Below are 17,911 nucleotides of genomic sequence, written 5' to 3' on the forward strand. Positions count from 1 at the left end.
CACTCGGGGCGGCGTCGGCCCTCGGTCAGGTCGTCGGCGAGCTCGTCATCGAGGACGTAGGACAGCCGCAGGAACAGGTCGAGCTCGTCAGGGCCAGTGAGGGGTCGGACGACGATGTCGCCGGTCGTGTCGCTGATGTCGTGCTCCTCGGGGTGGTGGGCGTCAGGCGCGGTCGTAGGTCAGGACGCGCAGCCCGGACTCGAGCAGGGTCTCGTCGACCGGACGGAAGAGGTGGGGCTGGAACGGGCCGGCGAACAGCGGGATGCCGGAGCCGATGACGGACCGGTTCTGCTTGAGGACGAGGCGGTCGATCTCGGGGAGCAGCGAGTGCGCGAGCGTGCCGCCGCCGACCAGCCACAGGTCCAGGCCAGGCTCGGCCTTGAGCGCACGGACCCGCTCGAGGGCGCCGGACGCGACGATCTCGACGGCGGGATCCGGGCTCGTGGTCAGGGAGGTGGAGAAGACGAGGTGCCGCAGGTGCGGGTACGCGTCGGTCATGCCAGCGGCCAGCCCGAGCTCGTACGAGGCTCGTCCCTCCAGGACCGTGTCAAAGGCCCGCCCGGGGCTGTCGATGGCCATGGCCGCGCGTGCGGGTCCGGGCAGGGTCTCGGGGTAGTTCTCGATGATGAACTGGATGAGGTCTGGTGTGATCGGGAAGTAGTCCGCCCCGCTGGGGTCGCCTCCGTCCGGTCCGGCGATGTAGCCGTCGAGGGTGGTGGCGACGTAGTACACGAGCTTGCGCATGGAGTCCTCTCTGGGGTCTTTCCGACAGTTGTCGGAAACCCCCGAACGCTAACCGATGCGTCTGTCGTGGAGCGAATCACTTTGTCGCGCAAGCCTTCGCCTCGGCACTCGTCGACGCCAGGACGAAGTCAGCTGCGGCAGGCGGGGCTGGACGGGTCAGCAGCTCCCGCGTCCAGGTGTGGTCGGACGATCTCCACGATCGCGTCGTGCGTGACCACGTCCGCTGCGATGACCAACCCTCGACCCGTGTGCAGGGCGTCGCCCGCCAGATCGCTGACCACACATCCGGCTGACTCGCACAGTGCGACAGCGGCCGCGAAGTGGAGGTTGTCGCGGAAGTGCCCGTCGGAGACATAGGCCGCTCGGCGCCCGGCTGCCACCCACGCCGCGGCCAAGCTCGACGAGATGACGCGGGGCCCGAACCTCGCGCAGAACTGCGGGTCAGCGACGAGCTGTCCGCCGAGGAACGCCTGGTCGATCGGACCATCACAGCTGACGTCGACCAGCATCGAGGTCGAGCTCGGTCCGAGGGCGTGGTCGTGTCCTTCCACGCGGACGTACGACGCTGTCCCGTCGGTCCAGAACAGATCGGCGGCGATAGGGTCGATCACGGCTGCCGCGATGACCTGCCCCTGGTCGCTGAGCGCCACGTTGACGGCGCTCAAGGGTGTGGTGGCGGCGAAGTTGAGGGTTCCGCAGAGCGGGTCGACGAGCCACCGGCGCGTCGTGGACGCACCTACAGATCGTCCGAGCTCTTCGCCGTCGACGCTGTCGTCCGGGCGATGCTCGCGCAGCACGTGGAGGATGGCTCGCTCGGCGTCGATGTCGGTCTGCGTCGCGAAGTCGATTCCGCTCTTGGCGCGGCGCACGTGGCCCGTCCCGTAGTCGCGCTGGACGACGGCGGCACCGGCCTGAGCGGCGGCGATGGCGACTTCGGCGTCGGTGAGGCGCATCGAGCCAGCCTAAGGACCTGAGCGGTCACGCCGGCTGCGGGAGTCTCGTGGTGTGCCGGTCTCGATGGATCTGAAAGCCGTCGGCGTCACGTTCCAGCGCCGCGAGCACGTCGACGGCGTCGAAGGCCTCTCCCGGTGCCTGGGCGCCGGTGCCGTGGTGGCGTCCGTCGAGGAGGCGGATCGCCCCCTCGACGACGATCGGGGCGGTGACGGCGTAGATGTCGCGGCCGACCGCCGTGATGGCGCGAGTCTGCGCACCGCGGCGGACGAGGACGTCGACGACGAACCGCTGGTCCGAGCGTCCGTGCTCGTCGGTCGCGGAGGGCGGGGGTGTCGCCTCGTCGTGGAGGTCGTCCAGCGGAGCGGTGTTCAGGTAGGACCGGAGGTCGCCGACGCGGAGGTGGCGGTCGATCGTGATGGTCTCGGAGAACGGGAGCTCGACGACGGCCTGGGTACCCAGGGGTGCGGAGTAGGACCAGGTGCTGGTCGGTGCGGGGTCGGCCAGCGGGGTCAGCACCCCGTCGCGGATGACCAGCCGGGTCGCGGTGTTGCGGGCGCCGGTGATCCGGGTACCGGTCGTCGGCCACCAGCGATCCAGGCCGATCGCCACCTCGACCGCGTCCGCGTGGTGCTCGCCGTCGAGTGCCGTGGTGAGGAGCAGGTCGGCCAGACCGCCGTAGAACGCCATCGCGGGGACGACCGCCACGCCCGCGGACCGGGCCGGAGTGTCCAGCACGCGGTAGAGCGACTGCACGATCGGCTGCTCGGCCGTGACGTCGAGGTAGTGCGCGCCGACCTCGACGGCCGCCCGGGCGAGCGGGATCGCCGTGTCGAGGAACGGACCGGCGCAGTTGATCACTGCGGCGACCCCGTCGACTGCCCGCCGCAGGAGCTCTGGATCGTCCACCGCCACCTCGCGCCGGTCGAGCGCGGCGTGCCGTTGGGGTGCGGCGTCGAGGCGTTCGGCGCTGCGCCCGGCGAGCACGGGTGTGAGCCCGCGGCGCAGGAGCTCGTCGACGACGAAGCGCCCGGTGTGACCTGCGGCTCCGTAGACAAAGACTCGATCGGTGGTGTTCATGTGAACGATCCTGGGCGCCGCGCCGAGAGACGACGAGTGTCGCGAACGACACCTCACGTACAGTTTCGGACATGCCCCGGATTGCGCTCGTCATGCACCGCTCCTCGATGCTCTACGAGGCCGCGATCGCCGCGGAGATCTTCGGCGTCGACCGCTCCGAGCTCGCGCCCGGTGGTCAGTGGTACGACCTGGTGGTCTGTACCGCTGACGGCCTGCCGCACCCGTGGCTCCCGCACCTGCCGACGGCCTCCTACGCGGAGATCGCCCGGGTCGACTCCGTTGTCGTGCCGTCCTCGGACGACCTGGACGAGAATCCCGACCCCGACCTGATCGCGGTCCTGCGTCAGGCGCACGAACGTGGCGTGCGGATCGCGTCCCTGTGCACCGGGGCGTTCGTGCTCGCGGCAGCCGGGCTGCTCGACGGCAGGGTGGCGACGACGCACTGGATGCACGCCGAGGACCTGGCACGCCGCTACCCGCAGATCGACGTCCGTCCGGACGTGCTCTACGTCGACGACGGCGACGTGCTCACCTCCGCTGGCAAGACCGCGGCGCTCGACCTGTGCATCCACCTCGTGCACATTGACCTCGGCGCGGCCGCCGCGAGCGGGATCGCCCGCCGCCTCGTCGTGCCCGCGCACCGCGGTGGTGGGCAGGCGCAGTTCATCACCCCACCCGCGCCGCCCCGCAGCTCTGGCGGGCTCGCGCCCACGCTCGAGTGGGCGCGCGCCCGGCTCGACCAGCCGCTGACCGTGCGTGACCTAGCCAGCCACGCCAACCTCAGCACCCGTCAGCTTGCCCGACGCATGCTGGCGGAGCTCGAGGTTGGGCCCCTGGAGTGGCTGCACCAGCAGCGCATCGCCCGCGCGCAGGAGCTCCTCGAGCGGACCGACGCAACGGTCGAGCAGATCGCCGCCAGCTGCGGCATGGGCACGGCCACGACGTTGCGCCGACACTTCCACCGCGCTGTCGGCGTCACCCCCACCAGCTACCGGGCCTCATTCCAGCTCGCGTGACCGTCCGAGGCCGGTGTCGCACGCTCCGGCGGGCGCATGCGATCCAGCCGGTCGATACTCGCGACGTGAGCACCGCCGATAACCAGGGCAAGCCGCGCGTGGACTGGCGGGAGGTCGTCGTCGTCCTGCTTCTGTCGGTCACCACGATCCTCACGGCCTGGGTCGGCTTCCAGGCCAGCAAGTGGGGCGGGTCGATGTCGATCTCGTTCAGCCAGGCGTCCACGGCCAGGATCGAGGCAAGCCGCCTCGAGGGAGTCGCCAACCGCAAGCTCGACGTCCAATCTTCGCTGTTCGCCCAGTGGGTCGAGGCGACCGGCTCGCAGCAGGTCCCGGTCGCCGAGTTCCTGCAGACACGGTTCCCCGAACCGCTCGCAACCGCGTTCGACGCATGGATAGCGCTGGAACCCTTGAAGAACGCGGACGCGCCGCTGTCGCCGTTCGACATGCCCGAGTACGCCATCCCGGAGCTTGCACAGTCCGCCGACGCCGACCAGCGCGCAGACGCGAAGTTCGCGCAGGCCCTGGCGGACAACCAGCGCGGCGACAACTACACCGTGCTCACCGTGGCGTTCGCGTCGGTGCTGTTCTTCACCGCGATCTCCGAGCGGATGCGCACACCGCGAGGGCGCATGGTCCTGCTCGGACTCGGACTCGCTCTGTTCGTCGCAGCGACCGCACTGCTGCTGACGTTCCCGAAGCTGATCTGACGTCTGCCGCACGACAGTTCGCCTCTCCGCGACCCGAGCCGCCGATCACGATCCGAGGGTCGCCGGAGCGCGGCCCGTCATCCCCGAAGCGACACGTCGGATCCGCTGTGGGAGGGTCGAGAGGACAGTCGCGGCGACGGAGAGCGGGGGGCACCGCGATGGGGGTTCCGAGCACAAAGGCACCGCGCCGGCGGCGCAGGCGGCACTCGTCGGGTGCACGTTGGGCATCTGCGGCGGCAGCCGCAGTGCTTCTCGCGGTGCCGATGGCGATCGTCCCAGCCCAGACGGCCTCCGCGGCCGAGTGGGGCATCCAAAAGGTCGAGACCAGCGTCGGACCCTATGAGCCCGGCGACCAGGTCGAGTGGATCGTCGAGATCTCCTGCTCCGACCCCAACGCGACCGCCTGCGCGAACGCGGTGCTCACGGATCCACTGCCCGACGGCCTCGAGCTGGTCAGCGCATCGATCCAGAGCGGCCCGCCCGACGGCACCATCGACGTCGACACGGACAGCGACACCGTGACGGCGCAGTGGCCCAGCGTGCCCAACGGTCAGGGCGCGGAGATCCTCGTGACGGCGGAGGTCGACCCCGATCTCCCGTACAGCCAGAGCGGCGAGACCATCACCAACACAGCGACGGTCGTCGCCGATAACGCGGCCCAGGACCAGGCGAGCGACGACATCGCGCCCGTCGTTCCCCTGGTGCTCGACTCCGAGACCACCAAGTCCATCGACCCTGAGGGCGCACTCGCCGAACCGGGGACTCCAGCGACTATGACCCTCGGCTCGACCAACACATCGAACGATCCTGTGGACACGCTCGTCATCCAGGACCCAGTCGACCCGAGCGCCGACCCGAACCCGTTCACCCTGCTCCAGTACACCGGCACGGGGACCATCACCTACCCGCCGAACGCCGACACGGTCACGCAGGAGTATTGGGACGGCGACTCGTGGGAGACGCTTGACGACGCGGTGGACCCGGCCGACGTGCAGGGCGTGCGCTACACGTTCAGCGGCGACATCCAGCCCGGCGCCACCGCGACCGTCCCGGTCGAGGTGCAGCAGAGCGACGCGGTCGAGGACCTGACCGATGCGACGACCGTGACCAACGATGCGTCGTCGTACGTCACCCACGGCGACGACGAGTCGGTCCCGACGACGGCAGCCGACACCTACGTGATCACGCCGCCGAACAACAGCGTCACCGCTGCGAAGTCATTCGATCCGGCCACGGTGAGCGCGGGCGACCCGACCACCGTGACGATCGGCGCCACCAACACGGGCACGCCGGTCGACTCGATGAGCATCACCGAGCCCGCCCCGGGCACCGACAGCCCGTTCGAGGGCGACGACCCGCTGACGTTCACCGGGTTCGGCCCGTCGGGCGACGGGACCGGCGTCCAGTGGCCGGCCGACGCCGACGGCGCGACGGTCACGTTCACGTGCGCGGACGGCTCGACCCCGCAGCAGACGGCGACAGCCCCCGACACCCTGCCCAACCCGCCGACCGGATGCATCGTCGTCGGCTTCACCGTCGAGTTCACCGGCACGATCACGACGGGCGGCGAGGCGTCGATCCCGTTCACGGCGGACACCGACCCCGACCAGACGCCCTCCGACGTCACGCACGGCAACGAGATCGCCGCCGACGTCCCGAACGCGAGTGCGACCGCGTCGGCTGATCTCGTCACGCTGCTCGACCGGCTCGCCACCAACACCGACAAGCTCATCTCGCCGTCGGAGTTCCCCGCGGTGGACGGGCAGAGCGTGGTCGTCCAGCTCCCGTCACAGCTGCTGCCGTTCGGTCCGGACGGCTCGACGACGTCGGCCGACGAGGTCGTGATCCAGGACCCGACCGACCCGTCGAACCCGGGCGAGTTCTGGAGCAACTTCACGGCGACGTCGGTCCGGACCACCGACGTGCCGGCCGGCTCCACGCTGACGATCAACTACTGGGACGGCACCGCGTGGGTCCCCGCCCCGGGCTGCGGCCCTTACACGGGGCCCGCCACCGTCAGCTGTGACCTGCCTCCCGACGCGCAGGGTGTGCAGTTCGTGTACGACGCCGACGAGGGCTTCCCCCCGGGAACCCAGTTCCAGCCAAACTTCACCGCGTCGTACACCGGGCCAGAGGACCGCGACGACCCGATCGAGAACTGCGGAGCCTCGCAGGCCGAGTCCAGCACTGTCAGCCCGACGCCACCGGAAGAAGGGTGCGACACCGTCGACCCGTTCCCGGTGGACGGCGACGGCGACCTCGACTTCATCGACAAGACGTTCCTGGGCGCCCCGCCGGTGAGCGTCCTCGCGCGATCCGACGACCAGGCGACCGCTCAGATCACCTGGTCGACCAACGGCTTCGACGGCGTCGACCCGATGGTGATCACCGACGTCGCCGACCCCGAGACCACCGCGATCGCTGGCTCGTTCTACGACGCGTTCGACCTGGTCCGGGTCGAGGCGATCGACTCGGGCGTGGACCCGCTCCTCCAGTACGACCAGATCAACAGCGTCGAGCTGTTCGTCGACGGCGACTGGGTCGACGCCGCTGGTGACCCGTGCCCCTGCAACGGCTCGTTCCCCGGGTACACCTTGTCGCCCGCCGAGCAGGAGTCGGCCACCTCGGCCCGTCTCGAGTACGTGGAGTCACCCACCCGGGCCGTGACGGCCGACCCGACCCTGCCGCAACCGGGTGACGGGGTTGCGCGCTCGACCCAGGCGTCGGGCCGTCACATCGACCTGACGTTCGAGGTCAGGGACTACAAGCGCAGCAACCCGGCCGTGCCCGTCCTCGGCTCGACCAACGGCACGATCTACAACACGACCGACCCAGGCCTGGTGAATGACACGGCGCGCGGAACGGCGACGTTCCAGGGCGACGACTACACGGACACCGGCGAGGACGACGTCCTCATCATCGACCAGCCGCTCAACGTGTCGGTCGACAAGGAATGGACCGGCGGGCCCCTGTCCGTCCCGCCCGCCGGCACGCCGGCCGAGTTCTATCCGTCGACGAACGTCGTCATCACCGGCACGAACGCATCGGCCGCGAAGGTGGACCAGCTCCGACTGGTCGAGCCCGGCGCCGAGGACTCCGACGACGTCCAGGCGACGGCCGGCGTCCAGCCGTTCAACGCGTTCACGCTGACGCACATCGAGGTCACGCCGCCCCCGGGCGTCGATACGACGACGGTCACGCTGACCAATGCGGCAGGGGCGACCGCGGACTTCGACGAGGCCGAGGCGGAGGCGTTGTCGGCCGGTGACCTCGTCGGCGTCGTCGGCGTCGAGGTGTCCTACGACGGGCTGGTCCCTGCGGGTGCGTCGGGGAGCATGAACCTGACCCTCCAGCTGCGTGAGTTCGATCGCTACACCGACGAGCCGATCACCGTAGCCGCAGACAACCCTGTCCCCGACGTCGCCGTCGCGACCATCGCCGATCCGGGCGGTACGGCGGCCGACACGCGCCGGGCGGCGGACGGCGCCTCCATGGAGCTGCAGGACGCGGGCATAGACCTGCTGGTCGGAAAGGCGTTCGACCCCGTCCAGATCGTCGAGCCGAGCACTGGTCCGGTGACGATGACCCTGACCGGGACGCCCGAAGGTCCCTCTCGTGCGGTGGAGATGGTGCTCACCGACGACGATCCGCAGTTCTGGAACCAGTACGACTTCGTCGACTTCGACGGGGCAACACTCACCGCACCTATCGACCAGGTGCAGGTCGACGCCTTCGTGGGCGCGACCTACAGCGCGGGGCCGGACGGCGTCGTGGTCACCGGGGGCTCGTGGGAGACGGGCGAGCCGTCGGGCAGCTTCGTGCTCCCCGATGGCGTCGACGCGGCCGACGTCCAGGGCCTGCGGTTCACGTTCACCCGGGCGGACGGCGGCATCTGGGAGAACCCGGCCACCCCGACCCAGACCGTGCCGCTCACTGTCGAGCGACGCGAGGACCTCCGCACCGGCGGGCCGGTTCTTCCCGACCTCGCGGCCAACCCCCCGGCGCCGGGCGAGACCGCGCCGGGCGTCGCGAGCAACCAGGTCGACGGGACCGTGACCGGCGGGGACCTCGTGGTGGATCCGGACACCGGCGACCTGGTGCCGGTCTCCGGCGACGACACCACAGCGGCCGACATCACCTACGCACACGCGACGAACGGCGTGCAGATCGTCAAGACGTTCAGCGGGATCGCGACGGGCGGCACCGCGGCGCCCGAGGCCGCGTTGCCGATGGCCATCGAGATCACCAACACGGGCAACCGGGCGATCGTCGACCCCGTCGTCACGGACGACCCGATGCCGACCGACGCCGACGGAGCCCAGCTGCGGCTTGCCGACGTCGACGAGCCGTTCTCCTACGAGCTGGCCGGGGCCGCACCCGATCCGGCGACAGGACCGGCGATGCCGACCGACCCGGACGACGTGACGGTCGACCAGACCGGCGACCTCGAGGCGCTCACGTTCAGCTTCCCGCCCGGCACTGTGCTGGAGCCGGGCCAGGTGTACACGATCACCGTGCAGGTGCAGTTCCGGCTGGGGCTGCCGGCGAACAGCACGGTCGTGAACACGGCGGGCGTCACGGGCGACCGGCCGTGGGACCAGTGCGTGACCCGGCTGAACGCGCAGACCGGCGCGTGCGAGGCCGACGCCGACGTCACGACACGGCCCTCAGCAGTGCTGGCGCAGTCCAAGGCGGTCAAGGCGACCAACGACGACCAGCTCGACGTCATCGTGGACCCGGCCGCGCCCGACCAGTCCGTCCAGTGCACACCCGACGGCAACGGCTTCTACGTCTACCCGTGCACCCCTGTGATCGCGCCGGGACACGACGAAACCTGGCAGATCCGGGTCGAGAACGTGGGCAACCTGCCGCTCGACAAGCTCGTCATCTACGACCGTCTGCCAGCACCGGGTGACGCGGGCTCGTATGCCTCCGGCGAGCGTGGGTCGCAGTTCCGGCCGGTCCCGGACGTCGCCTACCCGCCGGCTCTGGTGAACGCACCGGCGGGAGCCGTCGCGACGTTCTCCTACACGACCGTCCAGGAATACTGCATGGACGACATCGACAACCCGGTGGCCGAACCGGTCTGTCCCACGGACGACCCCGCAACCGGCTGGGTCGAGTTGCCCCCGGGAGCGGACCAGGCGCTCTTCGACTCCATCGTCGCCCTCAAGATCGTCGTGACCTTCCCCGAGGACGCGCTCTTCCAGCCGGCGCAGACCGTGGCCCTCGAGGGCACGACGATGACCCCCGCAGTGCCCCCGGCCGCGGGAGACCGCTCCATCGCCTGGAACTCCGCCGCGGCCTCCGGCGTCGCCGTGACCGTGACGGGCCGGCAGGGCCTCCTGCCCACCGAGGGCACGAAGGTCGGCGTCGCGACGGCCACCGGCCCCCTCCAGGTCGAGAAGACCGTCATCGGCGACGGCGCGCAGTACGCGCCGGACGTGTTCTACCTCGACGTCGCGTGCACCTCGGCCGTGGGCACGTTCCTGGAGACGGCACTACCTCCCATACCGATTCAGATCACGCCCGGCACCCCCGTGACCGTGCCCAACCTGCCCTACGGCGCTCGGTGCACGATCACCGAGAACGCGAGCAACGGCCAGACCCAGCTGATCGTCGGGACGGTCACCATCGGCGAGACCCCGGACGTGACGAACATCGTCGCCATCAACCGGTACGACCTGGCCAGCCTGGTCGTCTCGAAGGAGGTGGTGTCCGACGCCGTGGACCAGGACGGCGACCCGGTCCCGTTCGGCCCGTTCGAGGTGCAGGTCGACTGCACGTTCCTGGGCAACCCGGTCTACGCCACCGGTTACGGGCCCGACGACCCGATGGTCCTGAGCCTCTCCGACGGCGACGAGGTCGAGCTCGACGGCCTGCCGGTCGGCTCGGAGTGCGTCATCACGGAGTCCGACACCGGCGGCGCGACCGAGATCGACGTGACGATCACAGAGGGATCGGCAGCTCCCGAGGTGTTCGACGGTCCGGTGGGCCAGGCCACGCTCGTGGGCGACCTCGCGGGGGGCCCGCGGAACACCGCCGAGATCACCAACACCTTCGACGTCGGCCTTCTCGACCTCTCGAAGGTCCTAGTGGGCGACGGCGTCCAGCGGTACGGCGCCGGACCCTTCCGCCTGCACGTCCTGTGCACCTTCGACGACGACGGCGACGGCGCCAACCCGCCGCGGGTCGTCTACAACAGCCCCGTCGTGCTCGGCGGTGCGGGACCGCTCGACGCCGAGATCTCCAACCTGCCGGTCGGTGCGTCGTGCCTCGTCACCGAGCCTCTCGACGGTGGTGCGACCTCTACGACGATCGATCCCCAGCTCGTCACGATCGACGCCGACGGTCCGGTCGCGGTCGTGGTGACCAACACGTTCGACACTGGTGGCATAACCGTCGACAAGGCCGTGGACGGCGCCGGGGCGGATGACTACGGCACGGGCCCGTTCGAAGTCTCCGTCGCGTGCACCTACGACGGCGAGCCCGTCGCGATCCCTGGCGGCTCGACGCGTCCGCTCGTCCCCGGCCAGCCGGTGGTCTATGACGAGCTGCCGGTCGGTGCGCGGTGCAGCGTGACGGAGACCCAGGACGGCGAGGCGACCGACACCACCATGACGGTCACGACGGCCGGTCAGGCTCCGGTCGAGTCGGACGGGACGTCCGTGGACGTCGTCGTGCCCCCCGTGACGGGCGGCCAGCCGACTGCGGTGTCGGTCCTGGTGACCAACACCTTCGACGACGGCGCGATCACGGTCGACAAGGTCGTCGACGGAGACGGCGTGGACCTGTACGGGGCCGGACCGTTCGAGGTCTCGCTCGCCTGCACGTTCGACGGTGCCGACGTCGACATCCCCGGCGGCGCGGTGCGCGAGCTGGTTCCGGGCACGCCGGTCGTCTACGAGGACCTGCCGGTCGGCGCGGAGTGCGCCGTCACCGAGACGGCGACTGGCGGAGCCACGACGTCCACCGTGTCCACCACGGTCGACGGTGGGCAGCCTGGAGAGGTCGTCGTCCCGGACGGCGACCCGGCGAGCGTCACCGTGACGAACACGTTCAGCGTGGGCGAGGTCCGGGTGGTGAAGTCCTTGGGCGGAGAGGACGCGGCGGCGCACCAGGGAGACATCTTCACGGTCTCGCTCGCCTGCACACAGGTCGTTGACGGCACGATCGTCCCGGTCGTGATCCCCGGCGGCACGACCCGCACCCTGTCGGCGGCGAACAGCTGGGTCGCGGTGTACGAGGACCTGCCGCAGGGCGCCGAGTGCCGGGTCGTCGAGACCGACGCAGGCAGCGCGGACAGTGTCACCATCGTTGTCGACGGGCAGGGCACGACGACCGATCCCCTCGACGGGAACCCCACGTCCGCCTCATTCGCGCTCCCGGTCGGAGACGACGTCTGCGCCCCGGTGGACGTGGTGAACACGTGGTCTACCGACGCGGGCACTGCCGTAGGTGCGTCCGGTATCGGTGCGGCAGCACGGGTCCAGACCGCGGCGCAGGATCCAGCATCGGACTGCGACGACGACGGCGGCGTACTAGCCGCAACAGGAACGGACACCCTGAGGCTGGTGACGTGGATCCTGCTGCTCATCGGAGCCGGCGTGATTCTCGTACAGGCGCGGCGGAGATCGCCTGCCCGGTGACGTCTCGGTAGCGCGTCCTGAGTGCCTCTGGACGCGCTGACCGTGCTCCTCCTGCTGCTCGGTGCCCTCGCTCTCGCGTCTGTGCCCCGGGACGGCTGACGGGGCGCGCGACCTCGTGGCGACGGCATGTCGCGAGCCGCCGACCGGGGGACGCTGCGACGATGCGGAGATGGCATGGAACGTCCTGCGGCGCGTGCTCCCGGACAGCCAGCGTCGAACGAACGACGACCTGACCGCCGACCTGGACATGCTCGCCGGGGACGTGTCGGCGAAGCGCTCGGCCTTCTGGACGATGCTCCTCCTCAGTTCCGTCATCGCGACGGCAGGGGTGCTGGCCGACTCCACCGCCACGGTCATCGGCGCGATGATCATCGCGCCGCTGTCGACACCGATCATGGGCCTGGCCCTGGGACTGGCCCGCGGTGCACCCCGCTCGGCCGTCCGGTCCGCGTGGATCGTGACCCTGGGAGTGGTCCTCGTCGTCGCGGTGGGTGCCCTGTTCTCGGTCGCCCTCCCCACCTCGTTCGACCTGCTGTCGAACGGTCAGATCACCTCGCGCACCTCACCCGGCCTGCTCGACCTCATCGCCGCCGTCGCCACCGGGTTCGCCGGCGCGATCGCGCTGGCCCGCCGGGACGTCGCGGCGGTCCTGCCGGGAGTCGCCATCGCCATCTCGCTCGTCCCGCCGCTCGCCGTGGTCGGGGTGTGCCTCGGCGACGGTGCACCCGGCCTGGCCGGCGGCGCGTTCCTGCTGTTCCTGTCGAACGCGGTAGCCCTCGTCCTCGCCGGCACCTTGGTGTTCGCGATCACCGGGTACGGGGTCGCCACCGTGGGCCAGGAGCAGCCGACCCGGCGCCGCACCTACGCGACGATCGTCGTGGTCCTGGTGATCGTCGCGCTCCCGCTCGTCGGGAACACCGTCTTCACCTACCAGGTCGCCCTGAAGTCCGAGCGGGTGGAGCGAGCGGCCGACGCCTGGCTCGCGGGCGTCGCCGGGGCGAACGTCACCCAGGTGTCGTACAGCGGCTCGCAGGTCGAGATCGACATCCGGACACAGGGTGACCTCCCGGACACCGACGTCCTGATCCGCTCCCTCGAGGACGCGGTGCCACGCGGGACGCCGGTAGTCGTCGTGACCAGCTTCGGCGACCGCCAGGAGGTGGGCCGGGTCGGCCCCGGCTGACCGACCCGGCGCAGTCGTCCGTGGGAGCAGGCGTCAGGGCGTGACTATCGAGAAGTCCTTGTCGCCCGGATCAAGGGTTGCAAGGAGCCGACCGAGAACAGATTCGTCTCCTTCGAGGCGGATCCCTGCGTCCTGGAGGGCGTCGACCGAAAGGCCACCTACGAGCGCCGGAAGAGCACGAACTGTCGTCGTCAGCGTGACGTCGGCGCTCCCGCGCTGAGTTGCGCTGCTGTACGTCAGGACCCCGTTGGCGAGGCGCAGCCTGTAGCGCTCATCCGTGTCGGTGAGCACCACGTCGATGGTGAGCGCCTCATCCCAGGCCCGCGGTCCGTCCACTTGGATCGCGATGGCGTCGAAGAGCATGTCCGGTGTGAGCGCGGAGATGACGTCTGCGGACGCCGAGACGGTGGGGGTGCCGAACTTCCCCTGGCGTAGTTCGGTGGCGCCGGAGAGGTAGATGTTGCGCCACACGCCGTTCTCGGCGCCGTAGCCGAGCTGCTCGAAGGTGTCGGCGAGCAGTTCGCGCGCCGCAGCGTGATCAGGTTCGGCGAAGACCACGTGGCTGAGGATCTCCGCGACCCATCGGAAGTCGCCCACCTCGAACGACGCACGGGCTTTGTCCACCACGGCGTCGGCGCCGCCGCCCAGCTCGACGTACCGCTTGCCCTGCTCTGTGGGTGGGTGCTGCCACAGGTGAGCGGGGTTGCCGTCGTACCAACCCATGTAGCGCTGGTAGATCGCCTTGATGTCGTGGCTGACGGACCCGTAGTAGCCGCGCGCGTGCCAGGCGTTCTCCAGCGCTGGAGGCAGCGCAAGCTCCTCGGCGATCTCGATCCCGGTCCATCCCTTGTTGATCAGGCGCAACGTCTGGTCGTGCAGGTAGGCGTAGAGGTCCCGCTGCTCGGAGATGAAGCGCACGACCCGCTCGTTGCCCCACGTGGGCCAGTGGTGGGAGGCGAACACGACCTCGACGTCGTTCCCGAACAGGTCGATGGTCTCGGTGAGGTACTGAGACCACGCGTGGGCGTCGCGCACCAGTGCCCCGCGCAAAGTGAGCAAGTTGTGCAACGTGTGGGTGGCGTCCTCCGCCGCGCACAGTGCTTTGTGCTCGGGGAAATAGACAAGAAACTCCGCCGGCGCCTCCGTTCCCGGGGCCATCTGGAACACCATCCGGACCCCGTCGACCGTCTCCTCCTGGCCCGTCGCCGTCACGCTCAGGGTCGGTGCGATGAGGGTGATGTTGCCCGTCGCGACTGTCTGCGCCAGGCCGGTACCGACGGCGCCTTGCGGCCCGCGAGCGAGCGCGGCGCCGAACATGTAGGCAGAGCGACGAGCCATCGCGGTCCCGGCGTAGACGTTCTCGGACGCGGCGTGCTCGGTGAACTCCTCGGGGGCGATGATCGGCACCCGGCCCGAGTCCACGTCCTCCTGCGACACCACGCCTCGGACACCTCCGAAGTGGTCCACGTGCGGGTGCGTGTACAGCACGCCGGTGACTTGTCGGTCGCCGCGGGTCTCCCGATAGAGAGCCAGGGCGGCAGCAGCCGTCTCCTCGGTCACCAAAGGGTCCAGCACCAGCACGCCCGTGTCGCCCTCGATGAACGTGACGTTGGACAGGTCGAAGCCACGCACCTGGTAGATGCCCGGAACCACCTCGAACAGGCCCTGGATGGCGTTCAGCCGCGATTGGCGCCACAGGCTCGGGTTCACCGTGTCCGGGGCGTCTCCGTTGAGGAAGTCGTACGTGTCGTTGTCCCACACGACGGTGCCGGACGCGTCGGTGATGGCGTTGGGCGTCCTCGTCGCGAGCAGCCCGCGAGTGGCATCGTCGAAATCCGTCGTGTCTGAGAATGGCAGGCTTGCGAGTAACTTCGCGTGCTGCTCGACGATCCCCTGGGAAGCTGACTTGGTCGAGGCGCCATCGCTGGGCTGGGACATTCGCGCTCATCTCCACGTTGAGGTCGTCAGGCTTTTCCGGACAGGAGGGCACCGCCGAGGTGGACCTGAAGCGCTCGCTTCGTGACCGTGGTGCGAGGGTGACCCGCTCCCAGCCAATCCCGGGACGAAAGCACGCGCAACACCGACCAGCAGGCACTGTTCTCATCGGCTCCTTCCGGCGGGTCGAGATCCGGCGTCTCGCGGTCCGAGTGGCCACTCGTGTCGCCGTCGGTGTCCAGCCGGCCCTCGCGCACGTCGGCGTCGAGGTTCGCCTGCACTTGTAGGGCGGCCCTGGGGCCCGGCCCCGCGGCGTCCCAGCCTTCGCGGTGCGCCACGAAGAGTTCCGGCGCCCCGAGGATCGACGCGACCATGGGGAACGACCGGCTGAGATGCTGTACCCGTGACTGAACTGCAGAGGTGGAGCAGACGGGTCGATCAGTTCTGGGAGACCGCCGATGACGATGACGCCGAGGCCGTTCTCGAGGGCATGAAGGCCCTTGTCGCGGAGCGTCCCGTAGGAGACCCGGCGGCGCTGCTGGAGTGGGCAGGCGCCCACGACTCCGTCGGCTTGGAGGCGGAAGCGGTGCCGCTCTACCGCCAGGCTCTGGCGGCCGGGCTCGACCCCGAGCGGGAAGCGCGAGCGATCGTGCAGCTCGCCAGCTCGCTGCGCAACGTCGGCGACCCGATCGCGGCGGTCGAGCTGCTCCGAGCTGCGCCAGACCACCCTGCCGTCGGGGCCGCACGTGGAGCATTCCTTGCCCTCGCACTCTTCGATGCCGGGCAGCCCGGCGAGGCGCTCGCTACCGCCCTGCATGCGCTGACGCCCACCCTGCCCGGCTACCGGCGTGCCCTGGACTACTACGCCTCCCAGTTGCCCACTTCTGGCACGTCGTCGGGGATGACGTCGGCCAGCTGATACGCCGGCGCCGCCGGTCAGATCACGATCGTCCAGCGAGGACACAGGACGACGAAGCGAGCTGCTCATCTCGATGGACCCCGACCCACGGACCCAAGGGTCGCCGTGTCGGGGCATCGGTCCGCATGAAGTCCTGAAGGGAACAGTTGCCTACGCGACCTGACGTCCGTACGAGTGCGGCGGCGATCTACGACCGCAGGTCGCTGGCCAGCCGTGCGCCGGCGTCGCCCACATCCCGGACCCATTGGCGTCGTTGCTCGGCGCCTACCTCGTTCGCCGACGCCAGGACGTGACGCTCGACGCGGGTCGGGACGTCCGCGGACCCGAGGTAGCTGCCCACGCAGCGCTCCCAGATCAGCGCGAGCGGATCGCCGAAGACCTCCTGCTCCCGGGCGGCGGGGGTGTCGGTGGTGTTCACGACCAGCAGGCGGCGAATCCGCAGCAGGGATTCGGGGTGCCCTCCTGCCGTCGACAGGGTGTACGCGACACCGGGAACCAGGACTCGGTCCAACCACCCGGTCAGGATCGCCGGCGGCATGCCCCACCAGTTCGGATGCACCACGACCAGCGCATCGGCGGCAGCGATCTGCGCACGGTGCTGGGCGAGGAGCGGGTCGCTGGACGCGGCCGCCAGCCTGAGCCCGTGACCGACGACGTACGACTCCTGCGGGGCCAGCAGGGGGTCGAAGCCCTCGGCGTGCAGGTCGTGAAAGTGCACCCGTGCGCCCTCGCACTCCAGTGCTGCCCGCAGCCTGCGTGCGAGGGAGTGGTTGAAGCTGTTTGGACGGGGATGTGCCACGAGGAGCACCACGGTCGGTTCCGTCATGTGGCAGCCGAGTCCGTGCTGAGTAGCTCGCGGGCCTGTTCCGCGGCGCGGACGATGCTCTCGCCGACGAAGTCCAGGAAGCGCGCCATATTCTCCAGCCGGACCCCAGCCGGGCTGTCGCGACCGAGCAGGCTCACGCCCTGCCGCGCGGTCTCGGCGAGCTGAGCGTTGGACCGCGCGGCCGCGATCATCGACTGGTACCAGACGTCCCCGTCGGCCACATACCGCTCCCGGCGGCCCTCTCCACGCTCCCGGACGACGAGGCCCTGGCTCTCCAGCAGCGCGATCGCCTTAGAGATGGAGGCGGGGCTGACCTCGACCCGCTCGGCCAGCTCCGCGGCGGTGAGACTGCCCGAGTCGGTGGTGTAGAGGCAGGTGAGAACCCCGGCGGCGATGCGGGGCAGCCCCGACTGCATGAACAGCGTGGTGAAGGTCTCCTCGTACTCCCGCACCGCGGCGGAGTCGCGTCCGTGACCCCGTGCCGGGGGCGACGCGCGGCCGGGCGCTGGTTGCCGCGGGCGTCGCGCTCGGCGCTCCGTGGCGCGGTGCGCGAGATCCGCGCGGTACCCGCTGGGACCGCCGTTCCGCAGCACCTCGCGGGTGATCGTCGACGTCGGCCGGTCGAGCCGACGCGCGATCTGTGCGTAGGGCAGGTCGTCCGCTAGGCCGAGCGCGATCTGCTGTCGTTCCTGCTGCGTGAGCCTGCCTCCCGGCATCGTCGATCCCCTCCCCGCTCCGCTGTGTCGCCACCTTAGCGTTCACTTCTCGTCCGTTGCAACGGTGCAACTACGGCAGCATTGCGTTAGTTCGTCTCTCGTTGCAACAGTTTGTAGGCGCTGATCTGCTAACATACATGTCCAGTGCAAAACTGAGTGTTGCGTGAGTGGTGAACGCACCGTAG

General features: G+C 70.0%; 12 protein-coding genes. 5 read left to right on the top strand and 7 right to left on the bottom strand.

Features of this window, described 5'->3' with window-relative positions; translation table 11 throughout:
• Positions 1-162: 162 nt before the first annotated feature.
• The 3 genes from ASF78_RS08005 to ASF78_RS08015 all read right to left on the bottom strand — a co-directional run bounded on the left by ASF78_RS08005 (position 163) and on the right by ASF78_RS08015 (position 2,775).
• Complete coding sequence (locus tag ASF78_RS08005) at positions 163-744, bottom strand: dihydrofolate reductase family protein (RefSeq protein ID WP_056586529.1); 582 nt, start codon at positions 742-744, stop codon at positions 163-165.
• A 128-nt stretch (positions 745-872) separates the two neighbouring features.
• Positions 873-1,697: an inositol monophosphatase family protein gene (locus tag ASF78_RS08010; protein WP_056586532.1), complete on the bottom strand. Its 825-nt coding sequence runs from the start codon at positions 1,695-1,697 to the stop codon at positions 873-875.
• Positions 1,698-1,722: 25 nt separating this feature from the next.
• Positions 1,723-2,775 carry a trans-acting enoyl reductase family protein gene (locus ASF78_RS08015; protein WP_056586535.1) on the bottom strand — a complete coding sequence of 351 codons (1,053 nt, stop codon included), beginning with the start codon at positions 2,773-2,775 and terminating at the stop codon, positions 1,723-1,725.
• A gap of 71 nt (positions 2,776-2,846) precedes the next feature.
• On the opposite strand from ASF78_RS08015, the gene ASF78_RS08020 reads away from it, so the two are divergent.
• From ASF78_RS08020 to ASF78_RS08035, 4 genes are all read left to right on the top strand, one after another.
• Positions 2,847-3,791, top strand: coding sequence for a GlxA family transcriptional regulator (locus tag ASF78_RS08020; protein WP_056586538.1), 945 nt, complete (start codon positions 2,847-2,849; stop codon positions 3,789-3,791).
• 65 nt (positions 3,792-3,856) lie between these two features.
• Positions 3,857-4,498, top strand: coding sequence for a hypothetical protein (locus ASF78_RS22590; protein ID WP_162243341.1), 642 nt, complete (start codon positions 3,857-3,859; stop codon positions 4,496-4,498).
• A 263-nt stretch (positions 4,499-4,761) separates the two neighbouring features.
• Positions 4,762-12,147, top strand: coding sequence for a DUF5979 domain-containing protein (locus tag ASF78_RS08030; RefSeq protein ID WP_162243342.1), 7,386 nt, complete (start codon positions 4,762-4,764; stop codon positions 12,145-12,147).
• 169 nt (positions 12,148-12,316) lie between these two features.
• On the top strand, positions 12,317-13,330 hold the full coding sequence (locus tag ASF78_RS08035; RefSeq protein WP_056586548.1) for a TIGR00341 family protein: 1,014 nt from the start codon (positions 12,317-12,319) through the stop codon (positions 13,328-13,330).
• A 33-nt stretch (positions 13,331-13,363) separates the two neighbouring features.
• Here ASF78_RS08035 and ASF78_RS08040 read toward each other — a convergent pair whose 3' ends face one another.
• Both ASF78_RS08040 and ASF78_RS08045 read right to left on the bottom strand, forming a co-directional pair.
• The gene (locus ASF78_RS08040) at positions 13,364-15,268 is read right to left on the bottom strand and encodes an alkyl/aryl-sulfatase (protein WP_056586551.1); all 1,905 of its coding nucleotides are present in this window, start codon (positions 15,266-15,268) and stop codon (positions 13,364-13,366) included.
• A gap of 26 nt (positions 15,269-15,294) precedes the next feature.
• Entirely contained in the window at positions 15,295-15,639 is a 345-nt protein-coding gene (locus ASF78_RS08045) for a hypothetical protein (protein ID WP_056586553.1), read from the bottom strand.
• A gap of 29 nt (positions 15,640-15,668) precedes the next feature.
• On the opposite strand from ASF78_RS08045, the gene ASF78_RS08050 reads away from it, so the two are divergent.
• Positions 15,669-16,184, top strand: a complete 516-nt coding sequence (locus tag ASF78_RS08050; RefSeq protein WP_369816310.1) for a tetratricopeptide repeat protein — start codon at positions 15,669-15,671, stop codon at positions 16,182-16,184.
• Positions 16,185-16,371: 187 nt separating this feature from the next.
• Here ASF78_RS08050 and ASF78_RS08055 read toward each other — a convergent pair whose 3' ends face one another.
• Complete coding sequence (locus ASF78_RS08055) at positions 16,372-17,010, bottom strand: NAD(P)H-dependent oxidoreductase (protein WP_056586556.1); 639 nt, start codon at positions 17,008-17,010, stop codon at positions 16,372-16,374.
• Entirely contained in the window at positions 17,007-17,726 is a 720-nt protein-coding gene (locus ASF78_RS08060) for a helix-turn-helix domain-containing protein (protein WP_056586559.1), read from the bottom strand. The genes ASF78_RS08055 and ASF78_RS08060 overlap by 4 nt, the downstream gene beginning before the upstream one ends.
• Positions 17,727-17,911 lie beyond the last annotated feature (185 nt).

This window comes from Cellulomonas sp. Leaf334, from assembly GCF_001424195.1.
Lineage (GTDB): Bacteria > Actinomycetota > Actinomycetes > Actinomycetales > Cellulomonadaceae > Cellulomonas.

Bases quoted from the DNA above. Each gene is read 5' to 3' on its own strand.
- ASF78_RS08005 (WP_056586529.1), bottom strand. From the start codon at position 744: ATGCGCAAGCTCGTGTACTACGTCGCCACCACCCTCGACGGCTACATC.
- ASF78_RS08015 (WP_056586535.1), bottom strand. From the start codon at position 2,775: ATGAACACCACCGATCGAGTCTTTGTCTACGGAGCCGCAGGTCACACC.
- ASF78_RS08030 (WP_162243342.1), top strand. From the start codon at position 4,762: ATGGCGATCGTCCCAGCCCAGACGGCCTCCGCGGCCGAGTGGGGCATC.
- ASF78_RS08040 (WP_056586551.1), bottom strand. From the start codon at position 15,268: ATGTCCCAGCCCAGCGATGGCGCCTCGACCAAGTCAGCTTCCCAGGGG.
- ASF78_RS08060 (WP_056586559.1), bottom strand. From the start codon at position 17,726: ATGCCGGGAGGCAGGCTCACGCAGCAGGAACGACAGCAGATCGCGCTC.
- ASF78_RS08020 (WP_056586538.1), top strand. From the start codon at position 2,847: ATGCCCCGGATTGCGCTCGTCATGCACCGCTCCTCGATGCTCTACGAG.
- ASF78_RS08010 (WP_056586532.1), bottom strand. From the start codon at position 1,697: ATGCGCCTCACCGACGCCGAAGTCGCCATCGCCGCCGCTCAGGCCGGT.
- ASF78_RS08055 (WP_056586556.1), bottom strand. From the start codon at position 17,010: ATGACGGAACCGACCGTGGTGCTCCTCGTGGCACATCCCCGTCCAAAC.
- ASF78_RS08045 (WP_056586553.1), bottom strand. From the start codon at position 15,639: ATGGTCGCGTCGATCCTCGGGGCGCCGGAACTCTTCGTGGCGCACCGC.
- ASF78_RS08035 (WP_056586548.1), top strand. From the start codon at position 12,317: ATGGCATGGAACGTCCTGCGGCGCGTGCTCCCGGACAGCCAGCGTCGA.